Source organism: Bizionia sp. (genome assembly GCF_048259285.1).
Classification (GTDB): domain Bacteria; phylum Bacteroidota; class Bacteroidia; order Flavobacteriales; family Flavobacteriaceae; genus Algorimicrobium; species Algorimicrobium hallyeonense.
The window spans coordinates 16726-31958 of record NZ_JBLXHU010000020.1 but is presented as its reverse complement, the minus strand read 5'-3'; the positions used below and the strand labels follow the sequence as shown (position 1 = coordinate 31958).

12 protein-coding genes are annotated in these 15233 nt (G+C 35.1%); 6 read left to right on the top strand and 6 right to left on the bottom strand.

What is annotated here, in order from left to right; genetic code table 11:
• Nucleotides 1–90 precede the first annotated feature (90 nt).
• Nucleotides 91–588, top strand: coding sequence for a GTP-binding protein (locus ACN0QX_RS10585; RefSeq protein ID WP_248395447.1), 498 nt, complete (start codon nucleotides 91–93; stop codon nucleotides 586–588).
• 78 nt (nucleotides 589–666) lie between these two features.
• On the opposite strand, the gene era is transcribed toward ACN0QX_RS10585, so the two are convergent.
• Together era and ACN0QX_RS10575 are read right to left on the bottom strand one after the other, a co-directional pair.
• Nucleotides 667–1548, bottom strand: a complete 882-nt coding sequence (gene era, locus ACN0QX_RS10580; protein WP_417196900.1) for a GTPase Era — start codon at nucleotides 1546–1548, stop codon at nucleotides 667–669.
• A 26-nt stretch (nucleotides 1549–1574) separates the two neighbouring features.
• Nucleotides 1575–2033, bottom strand: a complete 459-nt coding sequence (locus ACN0QX_RS10575; RefSeq protein ID WP_248395449.1) for an RNA methyltransferase — start codon at nucleotides 2031–2033, stop codon at nucleotides 1575–1577.
• 136 nt (nucleotides 2034–2169) lie between these two features.
• Here ACN0QX_RS10575 and ACN0QX_RS10570 point away from each other — a divergent pair, with 136 nt between their 5' ends.
• Complete coding sequence (locus ACN0QX_RS10570) at nucleotides 2170–2757, top strand: hypothetical protein (protein ID WP_417196898.1); 588 nt, start codon at nucleotides 2170–2172, stop codon at nucleotides 2755–2757.
• 47 nt (nucleotides 2758–2804) lie between these two features.
• Entirely contained in the window at nucleotides 2805–3323 is a 519-nt protein-coding gene (locus tag ACN0QX_RS10565) for a GNAT family N-acetyltransferase (RefSeq protein ID WP_417196896.1), read from the top strand.
• Between the two features lie 28 nt (nucleotides 3324–3351).
• On the opposite strand, the gene ACN0QX_RS10560 is transcribed toward ACN0QX_RS10565, so the two are convergent.
• Nucleotides 3352–4002 carry a hypothetical protein gene (locus ACN0QX_RS10560; protein ID WP_417196894.1) on the bottom strand — a complete coding sequence of 217 codons (651 nt, stop codon included), beginning with the start codon at nucleotides 4000–4002 and terminating at the stop codon, nucleotides 3352–3354.
• A gap of 121 nt (nucleotides 4003–4123) precedes the next feature.
• Nucleotides 4124–5518 (bottom strand): hypothetical protein, encoded by a 1395-nt coding sequence (locus ACN0QX_RS10555; protein WP_417196892.1) that lies wholly within the window; start codon nucleotides 5516–5518, stop codon nucleotides 4124–4126.
• Nucleotides 5519–5856: 338 nt separating this feature from the next.
• On the opposite strand from ACN0QX_RS10555, the gene ACN0QX_RS10550 reads away from it, so the two are divergent.
• Entirely contained in the window at nucleotides 5857–6096 is a 240-nt protein-coding gene (locus tag ACN0QX_RS10550; RefSeq protein ID WP_417196890.1) for a ribbon-helix-helix domain-containing protein, read from the top strand.
• The gene (locus tag ACN0QX_RS10545; protein ID WP_417196888.1) at nucleotides 6089–6376 is read left to right on the top strand and encodes a type II toxin-antitoxin system RelE/ParE family toxin; all 288 of its coding nucleotides are present in this window, start codon (nucleotides 6089–6091) and stop codon (nucleotides 6374–6376) included. The genes ACN0QX_RS10550 and ACN0QX_RS10545 overlap by 8 nt, the downstream gene beginning before the upstream one ends.
• A gap of 147 nt (nucleotides 6377–6523) precedes the next feature.
• Here ACN0QX_RS10545 and ACN0QX_RS10540 read toward each other — a convergent pair whose 3' ends face one another.
• Together ACN0QX_RS10540 and ACN0QX_RS10535 are read right to left on the bottom strand one after the other, a co-directional pair.
• Nucleotides 6524–7879: a UDP-N-acetylmuramate--L-alanine ligase gene (locus tag ACN0QX_RS10540; RefSeq protein ID WP_417196886.1), complete on the bottom strand. Its 1356-nt coding sequence runs from the start codon at nucleotides 7877–7879 to the stop codon at nucleotides 6524–6526.
• Nucleotides 7880–7956: 77 nt separating this feature from the next.
• On the bottom strand, nucleotides 7957–8910 hold the full coding sequence (locus tag ACN0QX_RS10535) for a tetratricopeptide repeat protein (protein WP_417196885.1): 954 nt from the start codon (nucleotides 8908–8910) through the stop codon (nucleotides 7957–7959).
• A 270-nt stretch (nucleotides 8911–9180) separates the two neighbouring features.
• Here ACN0QX_RS10535 and ACN0QX_RS10530 point away from each other — a divergent pair, with 270 nt between their 5' ends.
• Entirely contained in the window at nucleotides 9181–15231 is a 6051-nt protein-coding gene (locus ACN0QX_RS10530) for an alpha-2-macroglobulin family protein (RefSeq protein ID WP_417196884.1), read from the top strand.
• The last annotated feature ends 2 nt before the right edge of the window (nucleotides 15232–15233 follow it).

The window sequence follows — 15233 nt, the reverse complement described above, 5'->3', positions numbered from 1 at the left end:
GATTTCGTTATATTTAGTGCATGTTTAAAATATGTATTTTAAAAAAAGAAATCGTATTCAGGTAATTAAAAACTTAATAGTCAGACAATAATGAGTTTACATACAGATGAAATTGTATTACGTCCACGCTTTAAAAAGGAGCTTCCCCAAAGCAATACCGACGTTATCCAGCTATTTGCTGATGCTAAAAAGCAACAATCTGAATATATAATTTCCATTATTGACGATCATATTTTTTTAAAACTCCCAAAAAGCAAACAGCATTTTTGGTCGCCGCAACTGCATTTAGAAGTCAATGAGGTAAACCACGAAACGGCTATGCTCCATGGCTTATTTGGACCCAATCCAACGGTATGGACCATGTTTATGTTTTTTCACTTTATTGTGGGTGGTTTATTTATTGGGTTTGGCGTTTGGGCCTATTCCAATTGGACGCTGGATAACGAATTTGCCATTCAAATTGGTGTCATGGTTCTCATGGTTATTATCTGGATAGGCATGTATTTTGCGGGACGTATTGGTCGTGATTCTAGTAAAGACCAAATGCATGAACTCCATGAATTTATGGAAAAAATTATTAACGCATAAGCTTAATTAGTGTCAAATAAAAACCAAATTCAAGCAAACTGACCCATGCTCACCACAGACTCAAAATGCATAATTCAACTATTGATTATAGCCAAAACGCTTTAATTGACGTTGATTACTTCGCCAATTTTTATTCACTTTAACATACAATTCCAAGTGAACTTGTTTACCGAAAAACTTTTCCAAATCTTTTCTTGCTTCCACACCTACGCGCTTTAAAGCCGAACCTTTATGGCCAATAATAATGCCTTTTTGGGTTTCACGCTCTACCATAATAACGGAACGCATACGGATAATGTCATCTTCTTCAAAAAACTCTTCGGTATCAATTTCTACCGCATAAGGAATTTCTTTTTTGTAATGCATTAATATTTTCTCGCGAATAATCTCATTTACAAAAAACCGCTCTGGTTTATCGGTTAATTGATCTTTTGGATAAAAAGGTGGTGATTCTGGAAGTAATTCAATAATTCTATCAAATACTTCGCGAACGCCAAAACCTTCTAAAGCAGAAACGGCCATAATCTCGGCATTTGGCACTTTAGCGGCCCACAATTGAACTTGCGCTTCTAATTGATCTTGATCTGATTTATCAATTTTATTTAAGAGTAATAAAACCGGAATTGTTGAATTGGTTATGCGGTTGAAAAACGCCTCGTCTTTCAGTTCCTTTTCGCCTATTTCAACCATATAAATCAAAACGTCCGCATCGTCAAAAGCCGATTTTACAAAATCCATCATGGATTCCTGCATTTCGTAAGCAGGCTTGATTATTCCTGGTGTATCAGATAAGACCATCTGAAAATCATCACCATTAACAATACCCAAAATCCGATGACGCGTGGTTTGTGCCTTGGAGGTTATAATGGATAGTTTTTCGCCAATAAAGGCATTCATTAATGTAGACTTCCCAACATTTGGGTTTCCAATAATATTTACAAATCCAGCTTTATGATTCATGTGCGTGCGGTTTTATAGTGGCAAAGTTACGACCTTGGTTTATTTATTCCCCTATCATACATAACAATACTTCCAGCCACGGATACGTTAAGGCTTAATTCCGACTTGAATTTAACTAAAAAATGGCTCTTTTCAATAGCTTGATTGGATAAACCATGATCTTCCGCACCCAATAAATAGACACAGCGTCTGGGATGGTGAAAGGTTTCTAAACTTTCGGCTTCATCGGTTAATTCCACACCAACAATTCGGGCGCCTTTAGGTAGGTTTTTTAAAAAATCATCAAAAGTTTCATAATGAAAATACGGCATGGCTTTTACAGCATTATGCGTATCGCAAGCTTGTTTGGCATAGCGATTTCCAATAGTAAATATAAAACTAGCACCTAAATTTTGAGCCGAACGCCAAAGTACACCCAAATTTTCTGGTGTTTTACCATTTTGAATCCCGATACCGAAAAACTCATTTTCAAAGTTATTGCTCATGGCTGCAATTTACTAAAAATTGAAAAAATGGAAATATAAATATGTAGAAATGGATTAGATTTGCGAACATATTTAAAAGTTGGATCTGGTTGACTACCTAGATCCAATAATTGCTAACAAGTTGACAAGAAGACGCATGAAAAGGGCATTATTAGGATTAATTATAGTGTGTAGTATTATAAATAAAACATTTGGACAAAACCTACAAGAGGGACAAAAAAGATGGAGTGCAGAACATCCGTTAGCCGTTGACGATTTTAAAATAAAAATTAGCGATGAGAATAACGAGGCTGTTTATAGTCAATTTATGATACTTCATGCCATTGGTGGTTTTGATTTTATGCAACGGAATTTGAACCAAAAAATAGAAAATATTTTCCTTGGAAACGCCTCGTGGATTGATACGACAAAGGTTGGCGAAATTGATAAGCAAATAGAATTTCAACAATTGCAATTTGACTTGGCAGAAATTCACGCAAGAAAATTTAGAAAGCGCGCATTAGAGAATAAGAAAAAAATTGCTAAAGGTTTTGATATTATAAAGCAAATTAACAATGATATTTTGAGTGAATTTTCAGAAAGCCGTCTGGAATTAGTAAAGGAAACTGAAAGTGGCAGAAATAATGAAAAAATTGAAGAATGGAAAGCGAAAACTGCTGCTGAACTAAAAGAGTTGAACGATTTTAGATACGAGAATAAAAAGAAAATTAAACTGGATAAATAATACCCGTTAATCAAAAAATACGGCCGCGTAAGTACGTAACATCTACCATGAGTCTATTCACAGAAATACAAACGAAACGCTTACGACTCCGAAAACTAACACATTCCGATTGGGAAGCTATTTCCTTTTTACGTTCGGATCCAGATGTCAATAAATTTGTAAAAAGAGCACCTGCGGAAACCCAAGAGAAAGCCCTAGCGTTTATAGCTAAAATTTGCCAAGCTATTGAAACAAATAGCTCTTTATATTGGGTGATTACAGAACAAGGCCATAACCAAATGATAGGCAGCATTTGTTTATGGAATTTTTCAGAAGACAGAAAAAAAGCAGAAGTGGGTTACGATTTACACCCAAACTCCCAAGGCAAAGGCATTATGAATGAAGCGCTAAAAGCGATTATTAATTTTGGGTTTAATTCTATAAACTTGAAATCTATTGAAGCCTACACACAGAAAAACAATACCGCTTCCATTAATTTATTAGAATGCCATGGTTTTAAACTAGTCGTTGGTAAACAAGATGCAGATAATTTAAAAAATGCTATTTATGCGTTAAGGCAACCGTAACCAGTAGATTAAATTTAGATTTACGTTTTTACTGCACATTATAGCTATCCAAACGGCGCTCAACCGTATGATAGGATGTACTAACAAAGGACGTTGTATCATAAATAAGTCCGATTCCATCCGCATAATAATAACGGTCTAAACCCGGAAATTGTTCACCTTCTGGTGATTTGGCATAACGCTCTGAATAGTTGCAAGTGAATGCACCAGCTTCAACTGTCATTTGCGCTTCATTTGCAGTTAAGGTTTCAAAAATAGTTCCCCAAGATTGAATCGTAATTGTTCGTTCACTTAAATCGGAATGCGTAAATTTTATGCTGCCATCATCATAAATAAGATTTCCCAAGGAATCTCTTACATGCTCAAAATACTCACCATTAAGGCTTAAAAGTGGTGCATTACTAGTATTACCAGTTGTTAATCTTCTAAATTTAAAATAAGTATTTCCGTTTATTTCTTCTGTACCAACAATACTTATAGAATCTACGACGCCTGTATTATCATAGGTTTCTGTGCTTGAATTCCATTGATAGCTTTTATAAACCCATGAATTACCAACTTGCAAACCATAAAAACCAGGATCGCTAATCTCATTGACTGGGTGGGTTCCAGAATCATCATCAGAGGAACAGGAAAAAGCACATACTAAAACAAGGATAATTAATAAATTACGTATCATATTTTAAAAAATTAAGGTGGTTAAAAAACGTAATTCTGCTTCGAATAAAGGATAGGTTGGTTGGTTCTGTATAGTGTAACGGCCTTTATTTTAGTTTATTGTTTTGTAGTTTTAATAGTTATTAATCATAGTCTATCTTTTCTGTAACCCTAAATGGAAATTCATCATATAAACGTGCTTGGTCTTTAGCAAACTGCTTTTTATTTTTGAAGGTAAAGTTTTCATCATTCCATTCCAATTCTACTCTTCTATTCTTATCTCTAACAGTTTTCAAGGCGTTTAAATGCGAAGAAAGCAATGTTATGTAATTTTGATATTTTGCATTTCCAGGATAACTATATTCAAATATGGTTTTTTGATTTATGTATTTCGCTATTTCTTTCATTAACATATCAGTTGGAATTTGCCTTCCGTTCAAAATGAAACCATTTGCTATTCGGATTTTAATGGTGTCTTTAGGTTTATAGTTTTTTTCTAAATCTAAAGAATCCAGATTTAATCTAATTGGGCTAAATGTTTTAGCTTCAAAAACCTGTTGGTCATATATTTTAACTTTTAAACCAGGGAATATAAACCTTTTAGAATGCTGGTCTTTATTCAAAGTAGCATAAATAATATTGTTAATGCTCCCTTTCAAGACTTGTTTTCTAACCGCAACTATTTGTTTCATTTCTGTATCGGCATCTGCCAGTAATCTAGCAGACAAGTATTGAAATCTATAACTTCTTGATAGTTTAAAGTCTAAAAAATCCAAATATGCTTGGTCTAATTTGTTTTCATAAGAATTAAATAGGATTACATTCGGATTATCTCTTACTAAAGTTGCGTTTACAAAGCGATCATAATTTGATGTATTAGAAAAATTAGAATTCGGAAAATCAATTTGAGGATTATATTTCAATTGAATGGCATCCAATTCTTTATAATTGACAAAATGAACTTTAGACAATGCGAATGAAAGTATAAACAACAATAAAAAATGAAGCAACATCCATTTAAATTTGCCTTTACCAAGATATAAGCTTTGTGTTTTCCATGTCTCCAAATATAAAACAAGAACTAAGAGAATAAGAGGAATACTGATTTCTGGGAGAAAATTTAAATCTGCCATACCCATAGACACAAAAGCTATTACGTAACTAACTTTAGCAAACCAATACGCAAACACACTATTTAAAGCCGTTTGATTATTGATAATTCTTCTCTTTTTGTAGTTCCTTTTTCCAAAACCATACGTATGTCCACTAAAAATAATACTCATGGTAATCGAATTACCAAAAACAAATGCCAATGCTGCGAAAAACCAATTAAAGGTATTTCTTTCAAACTCGCTTAAAATATTTGGTAAGTACCCAAAACTAAAAGTTAATAAACGAAACGTATCTCTCAAAAGATACATGAAACCATATAAAGCGAATGCTGTTGACAAACCAATTAAAATACCAAGTATAATGCGTTTGTCTGATAACTTTATGGACTCAAATGATGAATCAAAAAAAAGTCTTTTAAATCGCATGATATTTCCTTTTCATTTCCGTTAAATATAAAAAAGAAACTCGTAGTTAACATATTAACTTTGTCATTATTTCTACAATCCTTTTAAGGCATCAAAACATTCGTAATTTTAAGAGCTCATAATTAATTACGGTTTTAGTAAAATATACGTAGAACTACTTATTGCTGTTTTGAAAACATATGACGAATTTCGTTTACATATAATCTACATCATTGAAACGGATTTATATTATATCGTTACCAACTATAAAAACCCAACCTTCTGAAATTTAGCTAATTGGATTAAAATGTTTTGTAAATATATTTTTTTGGTGTAAATTTACATCAAAAACGAATCTAATGGCACGACAAAGCATTTCATTGACACAACCAAATGACGAATGGTTAAAAACCCAAGTGGAGACTAATGAGTATTCCAGTAAAAGTGAACTTGTAAATGACCTAATAAGACAGGCAAGAAATCAACAACGCCAAATTGATTGGATAAGCTCTAAATTAGAAATAGCTGAAAATAGCGGTTTTACGAATGATAGTAAAGAGCAAATTTTAGCAAAATCAAAGTCTTCATTGAATGGCTAAATACAAGTTAAGTAACGTAGCTAAAGATGACTTAATTAGAATTCATCATTACGGCGTAAAGAAATTTGGCATAACAGAAGCTGACAAATATTTTAACTCATTTTTTGAATATTTTGACATTATTGCTCAACGGCCTTTCTCGTTTGAATCGGTTGACGTTATAAAATACGGATATAAACGCTGTGTCTGCGGATCTGACAGCATTTATTTTAAAGTGAATAATGACATTGTAGAGATAATGGCTATTGTTGGAAGACAAGATTTAAATAACATATTATAAAATCACAGGTGGAAACACCGTGTATAATTAATGGCTAGTTCTCGCCTACTTACGAAAATCCTCGCGGATTTTCTATCTGTGATTTATTTACCAAGCAATAACCTAAAAAACCTACAGTGAGATTCCTGCCTTCCCAGGAATGACAAACTACCTCAACAACCCCTTAACCGCATCAAAATCCAATCCGCCATAATTCCCTGAACTCATGAGCAACAAGGCTTTGTTATTAAAATCTTGAGAAAACAAGAAGGTTTTAAATTCTTCGGAATTGGTATAAATAATTAAATCGTTACGTTCAAACGCATGGGCAATTTGTTCATGAGAAACAGCATCTAGTTTCTTAATTTCAACCGCATCTGGCGAATAGAAAACAACAGCCACATCAGCAGCATCTAAAGCACCTTTGTATTCCTTTAAGAATTCGGCATTCAAACTACTATAGGTATGCAATTCCAAACAGGCAATTAGTGTTTTGTCTTCGTATTGGGCTTTTACCGCTTGGGTAGTAGCAGACACTTTACTGGGCGAATGTGCAAAATCTTTATAGGCAACGCTGGTTTTACTATCGGCAATTTTTTCTAATCGCTTGCTAGCGCCTTTAAAGGTGGCAATGGCTTCGTAGAAATCATCTTCGTCAATACCCATGTGCTGGCAAATCCACTTGGCGCCCGCTAAATTATTCAGATTGTGTTTACCGAAAATTTCAATGGGCAACGGTCCTTCAGGGGTTTCTAAAAGCGTTTCACCATGTTCAACCGTATATTCTGGTGTGTTATACGGTAATTTACGAATGGTGTTTTCAGACGCTTCTACAACGCGCGCGACTTCAGCATCTTCGGCATTGTAAGTTATACTGCCACCATTAACAATACTATCTACAAATATTTTAAACTGTTCTACATAATTGTCATAGGTTGGAAACACATTAATATGGTCCCAAGCAATACCACTCAACAACGCAATATTGGGTTTGTATAAATGAAATTTTGGTCGCCTATCAATAGGTGAGCTTAAATATTCATCGCCTTCCAAAACTATAAAATCATTGTCTTCGGTGAGTTTCACCATGACATCAAAACCTTCCAATTGCGCACCAACCATATAATCCACATCCCGATCATGGTAGTGCATAACGTGTAAAATCATAGAGGTTATAGTGGTTTTCCCATGACTCCCGCCAATTACCACACGGGTTTTATTTTTAGATTGTTCGTACAGAAATTCCGGATAACTATATATTTTTAAACCGAGTTCTTGCGCCTTTAGCAATTCCGGATTATCAGATTTGGCGTGCATCCCTAAAACAATAGCATCCAAACTGGAACTTATTTTTTCTGGAAACCACCCAAATGATTCTGGCAATAAACCTTTGGTTTCCAAACGGGATTTAGACGGATTGAAAATAGTATCATCACTACCAGTTACCTGATATCCTTTATTGTGTAAAGCAATGGCAAGATTGTGCATAGCAGCACCACCAATGGCTATAAAATGTACGTTCATAATTAAATTTTGTAGAATTCAAATATACACATTGCAAACGGAAGTAGAAATGTGAACACCTGTAAATTATTAAGTTTCTAAAGGTTTAAAATAGCCGCTTTTTCAACCGAAAAAACATCAATTTCAGGCAATTCGGCCAAAGCTAAATTTATATGTTTGAGCGCCTCTTTTTTATGATTCTGATGTTTGTAAATTTGTGCTAATCGGTAATTTGCCCAAGCTTTTGGCACACCATCTTCCACGGAATAATTCTCGATATAGGTTTTCAGGCAATTTTCACCTTTTTCCAACTGCAAATTATACTCGGCGGCTACTTCTCCTATTTGGTAATGAACGGCATTGCGTTCGTGCTTCTTTTGCGAGGCTTCAATAGTCGCAATTGCTTTTTCCGGTTGCTGTTGCTTTTCATAAAAGCTAGATAATTTATCAAAACAAGTAATAGAACCACCAGTGGTAATGGCGCGTTTATAATAGGTTTCGGCTAGTTCGGGTTCGTCATCATACTCATAAATATAGCCTTTAGCCAAATACCCATCCACTTTAGAAAGTGCTTCCAACTCATTGGCGTACTTCAAGGATTTCTTAACGCTTCCGCCAACAATAACTGGTAGTTGCATATACAATTCCACCAAAGCCCAACGTGTACTAATATGCTTGCTATCCAATTCGGCAGCCTTTAAAAACGCCTCTTCTATATCGTCGATTAACATGAAAGCGCTTACTTTATTGACTTCCAGCGCTTTCATTCCCATAGCACCACCATATTTATAATGGAAATTGGCTTTATTAGGGTCCATAACAACCAAGGTTTCATATTGACTAATAGCGGCATCCCATTTGGCTTGATATCCATAAGCATCGCCTAACAATTCCACAGCTCGTTGGTTGGTTGGATTGGCATTTACAAACGGTTTCACTAGAGTTTCGGCTTGCTTATAATATTTCTGTTCCAGCAATAACGCCACATCATCCAAGGTCTGCTGGGCCATAGTAAAAACGGGAAATAAGAAACATAAAAGCAGCTTTTTCATATTAAAGTCATCCATTATTCAAAGATAACTATTCAAAATGATTTTAGTATTGATCGTTTTAACTTCTACCCGCAAGGAAGTTGAAGAAATTTCCCTTACTCAAAATAGCGTCTCACGAATTCAAATCATGCGTATACCCAAATTCCTTTTTTTGGAACAACTTTTGAATGTATTATTGAAAGAATAAAACATTCTGAAATAGCATAGACGAAAACATGGAAATCGATTTTGAAATGCTTATTTTTAAAGAATTGTTATAAGAACAAACACATGAAACAGATTACCATACTCGCAATGATAGTATTATTTGCCAATTTCACCGCAGCACAAACCAGCGATTACGATGCGCTATGGAAAACGGTTGAAAAACTTGAAAATAAAGGCTTACCCAAATCGGCTTTAGATATTGTTTTGCAAATTTCAAATAAGGCGAAACAGGAAAATAATCAACCACAAACGATTAAAGCTTTGCTATACAAAAGCAAGTATGCCTTAACCTTGGAAGAAGAGGCACAACTACAAATTATTGCAGATTTTAAACATGAAATAGCACAAAGCGAAACACCTACTAAAAACATCTTACAAAATATGTTAGCCACCATGTATTGGCAGTATTTTCAACAAAACAGATGGCAATTTTATAACCGAACAAAAACAGCAGAAAAAGTAGACGAAACCGATTTTAGAGCTTGGGATTTAGAAACGTTATTTGCGGAAATTCAAACGCAATACAACCAGTCTTTAGAAAATGAATTGACGCTTCAACAAACACCAATTTCCGATTTTGATGCTATTATTTATTCGCAATCAAACTCCAAACAATTCAGACCCACGCTTTACGATTTATTAGCAAACACAGCGCTCAATTTTTATAAAACAGATGAAAACAGCATCAGCCAACCTGCCTATAAATTTGAAATTAATGATCCTAAATTTTTATGTCCAGCCATAGAATTTTTACAAACAGAAATCGCCTCTAAAGACAGTAAATCCTTGAAGCTTCAGGCATTAAAAATCTATCAGAAGCTGACTCAATTTCACCTAAAAAACAAGACTACTAAAGCGTTAGTGGATATTGATATTGCGCGTTTAAAATTTGTAAAAAATTATGCCACTTTCAGCAATAAAGAAATGGTGTTTTTAGAAACGTTGAAAGAATCCCGTGCTGATTATACGTCTGAAGAATCGGGCTTATATGCCTTTGAAATCGCTCAATTATATTACGAACAAGGCGAACGTTATGAACCAAAAACAGCACCCGAATTTCAATGGAAAATTAAAGAAGCCTATGACCTTTGCGAAACCGTAATTAAGAACTTTCCAAACACTACGGCTGCCAAAAAATGTGCTGTTTTACAAAAACAAATAAAACTCCAAAGCTTACAAGTACAAACCGAAAGGCATATACCTATTCAGCAAGATGCCAGAATGTTGGTGACCTACAAAAACTTAAATACGTTAGATTTTAAAGCCTATAAACTCACCGAAAAGGAATTTGAAGCCTTCGGCAAAATTTATAGAGAGGACGAACAGTTAACCTTTGTAAAAAAATTGACGGTTTCAAAATCTTGGCAAGCCACCATAAAAAATGAAGGCGATTACCAACAACATCAAACCGAAGTAATAATTCCGGCCTTGGAAAATGGTCGCTTTCTGATTGTAGCTTCAGCGAAAAACGAAGCGAACACATTTGCTATTCAAACACTTCAAATTACCAATATTGCTTTGGTGGATAAAGCGGAAAACGACAGACAGATCTACCAGTTTATTAATCGGAATAATGGGCAGCCCATACCGAATCTCACTGTTAAAATAAGTTACAAAGAAAATTACAATGGTGATTTTAAACATAAAACGTTCACATCTGACTCCAATGGCAACGTTGAAATATCAAAAACACAAAGCCGTTGGACCCAAGTGAAAATTGTAGCGAACTCTAAAACGGAAAAAGCTTATTTTGGTGATTATTACGTGAATCCTGAATACAAACAGAATGAAGATCCGGTTAGCTATAAAGGTTTCCTTTTTACGGATAGAAGTATTTACAGACCTGGGCAAACGGTTTATTTTAAAGGGATTGCTATGAAAACTACACATGGTAAATCCACCGTTTTAGTGGATGAAGAAACCGACGCCGTTTTATATAATGTAAACGGCGAAGAGGTTAATCGGTTGACTTTAAGAACAAACGAATTCGGTTCTGTTACTGGCGAATTTATATTGCCGAATACTGGATTAACTGGTGGTTTTAGAATCCAATTATCAGGAACATCGCATCATTTAGGAAATGAAAACACCTATTTTTCAGTAGAAGAATACAAACGTCCAAAGTTTGAAACCACCTTTAAACCCATTTCAGAAACTTTTAAAATTAACGACTCCATAACAGTAAAAGGAACTGCATTGGCTTTTGCTGGTAGTAATATTACCAATGCTAAAGTGGTGTATCGCGTGCACAGAAAAGTCCAATATCCAGATTGGTATTATTGGTATCGTCCGCGTTTTAATTCGGAAGCTCAAGAAATTACCCATGGCGAAGGTACCACCAACGATAAAGGCGAATTCGAAATTACCTTTAAAGCCATTCCAGATAGCAGTGTTGACAAAAGCACCTTACCAATATTTAATTATGAAGTGTCAGCCGATGTCACTGATATCAATGGCGAAACACGAAGTAGTTCCATTATAGTAAATGTCGGTTATCATGCCATGACGGCTTCTATTGCTGTTGAAAATAGGTTAGACAAAACCACTAAAAATCATAGTATTGAAATTGATACGAGAAATTTAAATGGCGAATTTACACCAGCCACTGGAACGCTTAAAATATATAAACTGCAAGCACCAGAACAGGCTTTACGCAGTAGACCTTGGGAAGCACCAGAATATAAAATGCTTTCAGAAACGGAATTTAAAGCGAAATTTCCACACGATGCGTATGCGAATGAAGATAACCCCAACAATTGGAAAAAAGGCGATATAGTTTTTGAAACCGATTTTAACACGGAAAAATCGAAAACCATCACATTAAGAAACATCAAAAAATGGGATTCCGGTATGTATGTGATTGTTCTAGAAAGTACCGATAAATTTGGTCAAGCAGTTACAGCAGAGGCCAAAACAAATTTGTATAGTGATACCGATAAAACCGTTGCCGACAATCAATTATTTATAATTACAACTAATAAAAACACCTATCAACCAAATGATACTGTTTTGCTAACCATAGGCTCAGCAGCCGAAAATATCACAGTTACGATTGATATTGAGAAAGACAAAAAAACAATAAAAAGTTATGTACTAAACCTAAACAACAATAAAAAAACCATTGAAATCCCTGTTACAGAAGCAGATTTTGGTGGATTTGCCATGCATTACAGTTTTGCTTTTGCCAATAGTTTTCAATCGGGAACAGAAATCATTTCAGTGCCATACCCTAAAACCGATTTAAAAATTGAAACCACCACATTCCGAGATAAATTGCAACCAGGAACCGATGAAACTTGGGCATTTAAAATAAAAGGACCTCAAGGCGAAAAAGTGTCTGCTGAAATTTTAGCGAGTATGTATGACGCATCTTTAGACCAATTTAAACCTCATAATTGGACATTCAATCCGTTAGAAAAGCCCACTTATTATTCCAACGCAACCAGACAAGCGCATTACAGTTTTGGAATTCAAAACTTCAGAACACAAAATGCGCCACGTTTAAATATGGGGTTTCCACACCAAGGTTATGACCAATTGAACTGGTTTGGATTTTATTTTGGGGATGATAATTATTTTTATGAAGAAGATTTGGAACATGAAGAAGTTATTGTGTCTGCGATGGGAATAAAAAGAGAAAAACGTGACATAGCTTACGAAACAGAAATGGCTCCTGAAGCTAATCAAGCGTTAGGAAGTCCAGAAGAAAGTGTCGATAATCTAGAAAGTTCTGAATCTAAAAAATCAGACTTTTCAGGCATCACCATCCGCAAAAACCTCCAAGAAACCGCATTCTTCTTTCCACAATTACAAACAGATGAAGCAGGCAATGTAAGTTTTAATTTCACCACACCAGAAGCTTTAACCAAATGGAAATTACAGTTGTTGGCACATACCAAAACGTTAGAAAGTCAAGTCACCAGTTTAGAAACGGTTACCCAAAAAGAATTGATGGTCATTCCCAACGCACCACGATTTTTACGTCATGGTGATGCCATAACCATCAGTACTAAAATTGCGAATCTAACCGATAACACCTTATCAGGACAAGCGCAATTACAACTAACAGATGCTATAACTGGAAAAGCTATTGATACTATTTTAGGAAACACCAACAACACAAAAAGTTTTGAAGTGGATGCCAAAGGCAACACCCAAATATCTTGGTTATTAACCATTCCTGAAACAGTTAATGCGGTTCAATATAAAGTAGTTGCCAAAGCTGGCGCATTTAGTGATGGCGAACAAAATGCCATGCCTGTTTTATCTAACCGATTATTGGTAACCGAAACCTTACCGATGTGGATTAAGAGCAACGAAACCAAAACATTCACGTTGGATAAACTAAAAACGAATACCTCATCTAGTTTAAAACATCACAAACTGACTTTGGAAATGACCTCCAATCCAGCTTGGTATGCGGTTCAGGCACTTCCCTATTTAATGGAATATCCGTATGACTGTAATGAGCAAACTTTTAGTCGCTATTACGCAAACGCCTTGGCAAGTCACATATCCAATAGCAATCCACGGATTCAAGAGGTGTTTAATCAGTGGCGAAATTCGGATGCATCAGTTTCGAATTTGGAGAAAAACCCCGAACTAAAAAACATATTAATTCAAGAAACACCTTGGTTACGTGATGCTCAAAGTGAAACGGAACAGAAAAAACGGATTGCTTTGTTATTCGATTTGAATAAAATGACCAACGAATTGCAAAACGCATTGGGTAAATTAGAACAAAATCAAATGACATCTGGTGCATGGCCTTGGTTTAAAGGTGGACGCGAAAACCGTTTTATAACCCAACATATTATAACCGGTTTTGGACATTTGGATAAATTGAATGTCATTCAAAGCGCTAGCGAAGTAGCTATGATTTCAAACGCTATTGCTTATTTAGATAATGAATTCATAAAAGAATATAAAAACATCACCAAATACAATAAGGATACCGACTTAAGCAAAGACCATTTAAGTTATACGCAATTACATTATTTATATATGCGAAGCTTCTTTCCAGAGATAAAACGTAGTAAAGAAGTTCAAGATATTTCGGAATATTATTTAGGGCAAATAGACAGCTATTGGTTGTCGCGTTCTATCTATACAAAAGGGTTAATGACGCTTATTTCACATAGAATGAATAAGACTAAAACTGCTGGCAAAATCTTAAAATCTTTAAAAGAAACCAGTATCACGAATGACGAATTAGGCATGTATTGGAAAAACAATACCGCATCTTGGCACTGGTATCAAGCGCCTATTGAAACCCAAGCGTTGCTGATTGAGGCATTTCAGGAAGTTGGCTCAACCATATATAGCGAAGCCAATAATATGCAGGATATTGATAATTTGAAAATGTGGTTATTAAAAAACAAGCAAACGAATAAGTGGGAAAGCACCAAAGCAACTACCGAAGCTGTTTACGCTTTATTGCTACAAGGAAGCGATTGGTTATCGGTAACCGAAGCCGTTACCGTTTTAGTTGGCAATAAAAAAATTGACCCTACAAAATTAGAAGCTGTAAAAGTGGAGGCTGGAACTGGTTACTATAAAACATCTTGGAATGCTTCAGAAATAAAACCAGAAATGGCAGATGTTACCTTAACAAAAACTGGCAAAGGTATTGCTTGGGGAAGTTTATATTGGCAATATTTTGAAGATTTAGATAAAATCACCACAGCCAAAACACCGTTACAATTGAAGAAAAAACTCTTCAAAAAAACCAATACAGATTCTGGTGAAGTTATTTCAGAAATCACATCAGAAACCGCTTTACAAGTTGGCGATTTAGTACGTGTGCGTATTGAATTACGGAGCGATCGTGATATGGAATTCATTCACATGAAAGATATGCGTGCCGCTGGATTAGAGCCTATCAATGTCTTATCGTCCTACAAATGGCAAGACGGTTTGGGTTATTATGAAAGCACGAAAGATGCGAGTACAAATTTCTTTTTCGACTATCTACCTAAAGGAATTTATGTGTTTGAATACGATTTACGCGTGAACAATGCAGGAAATATGAGTAATGGTATTACCACAATACAAAGTATGTATGCGCCTGAATTCTCAAGTCATAGCGAAGGTGTTCGGATTTCTGTCAATTAATT

Excerpts from the sequence above, each read along its gene's own strand:
- ACN0QX_RS10535 (WP_417196885.1), bottom strand. The coding sequence starts at position 8,910 with ATGAAAAAGCTGCTTTTATGTTTCTTATTTCCCGTTTTTACTATGGCC.
- ACN0QX_RS10530 (WP_417196884.1), top strand. The coding sequence starts at position 9,181 with ATGAAACAGATTACCATACTCGCAATGATAGTATTATTTGCCAATTTC.
- ACN0QX_RS10560 (WP_417196894.1), bottom strand. The coding sequence starts at position 4,002 with ATGATACGTAATTTATTAATTATCCTTGTTTTAGTATGTGCTTTTTCC.
- ACN0QX_RS10540 (WP_417196886.1), bottom strand. The coding sequence starts at position 7,879 with ATGAACGTACATTTTATAGCCATTGGTGGTGCTGCTATGCACAATCTT.
- ACN0QX_RS10585 (WP_248395447.1), top strand. The coding sequence starts at position 91 with ATGAGTTTACATACAGATGAAATTGTATTACGTCCACGCTTTAAAAAG.
- ACN0QX_RS10570 (WP_417196898.1), top strand. The coding sequence starts at position 2,170 with ATGAAAAGGGCATTATTAGGATTAATTATAGTGTGTAGTATTATAAAT.
- ACN0QX_RS10575 (WP_248395449.1), bottom strand. The coding sequence starts at position 2,033 with ATGAGCAATAACTTTGAAAATGAGTTTTTCGGTATCGGGATTCAAAAT.
- ACN0QX_RS10565 (WP_417196896.1), top strand. The coding sequence starts at position 2,805 with ATGAGTCTATTCACAGAAATACAAACGAAACGCTTACGACTCCGAAAA.
- ACN0QX_RS10555 (WP_417196892.1), bottom strand. The coding sequence starts at position 5,518 with ATGCGATTTAAAAGACTTTTTTTTGATTCATCATTTGAGTCCATAAAG.
- ACN0QX_RS10550 (WP_417196890.1), top strand. The coding sequence starts at position 5,857 with ATGGCACGACAAAGCATTTCATTGACACAACCAAATGACGAATGGTTA.
- ACN0QX_RS10545 (WP_417196888.1), top strand. The coding sequence starts at position 6,089 with ATGGCTAAATACAAGTTAAGTAACGTAGCTAAAGATGACTTAATTAGA.
- era (WP_417196900.1), bottom strand. The coding sequence starts at position 1,548 with ATGAATCATAAAGCTGGATTTGTAAATATTATTGGAAACCCAAATGTT.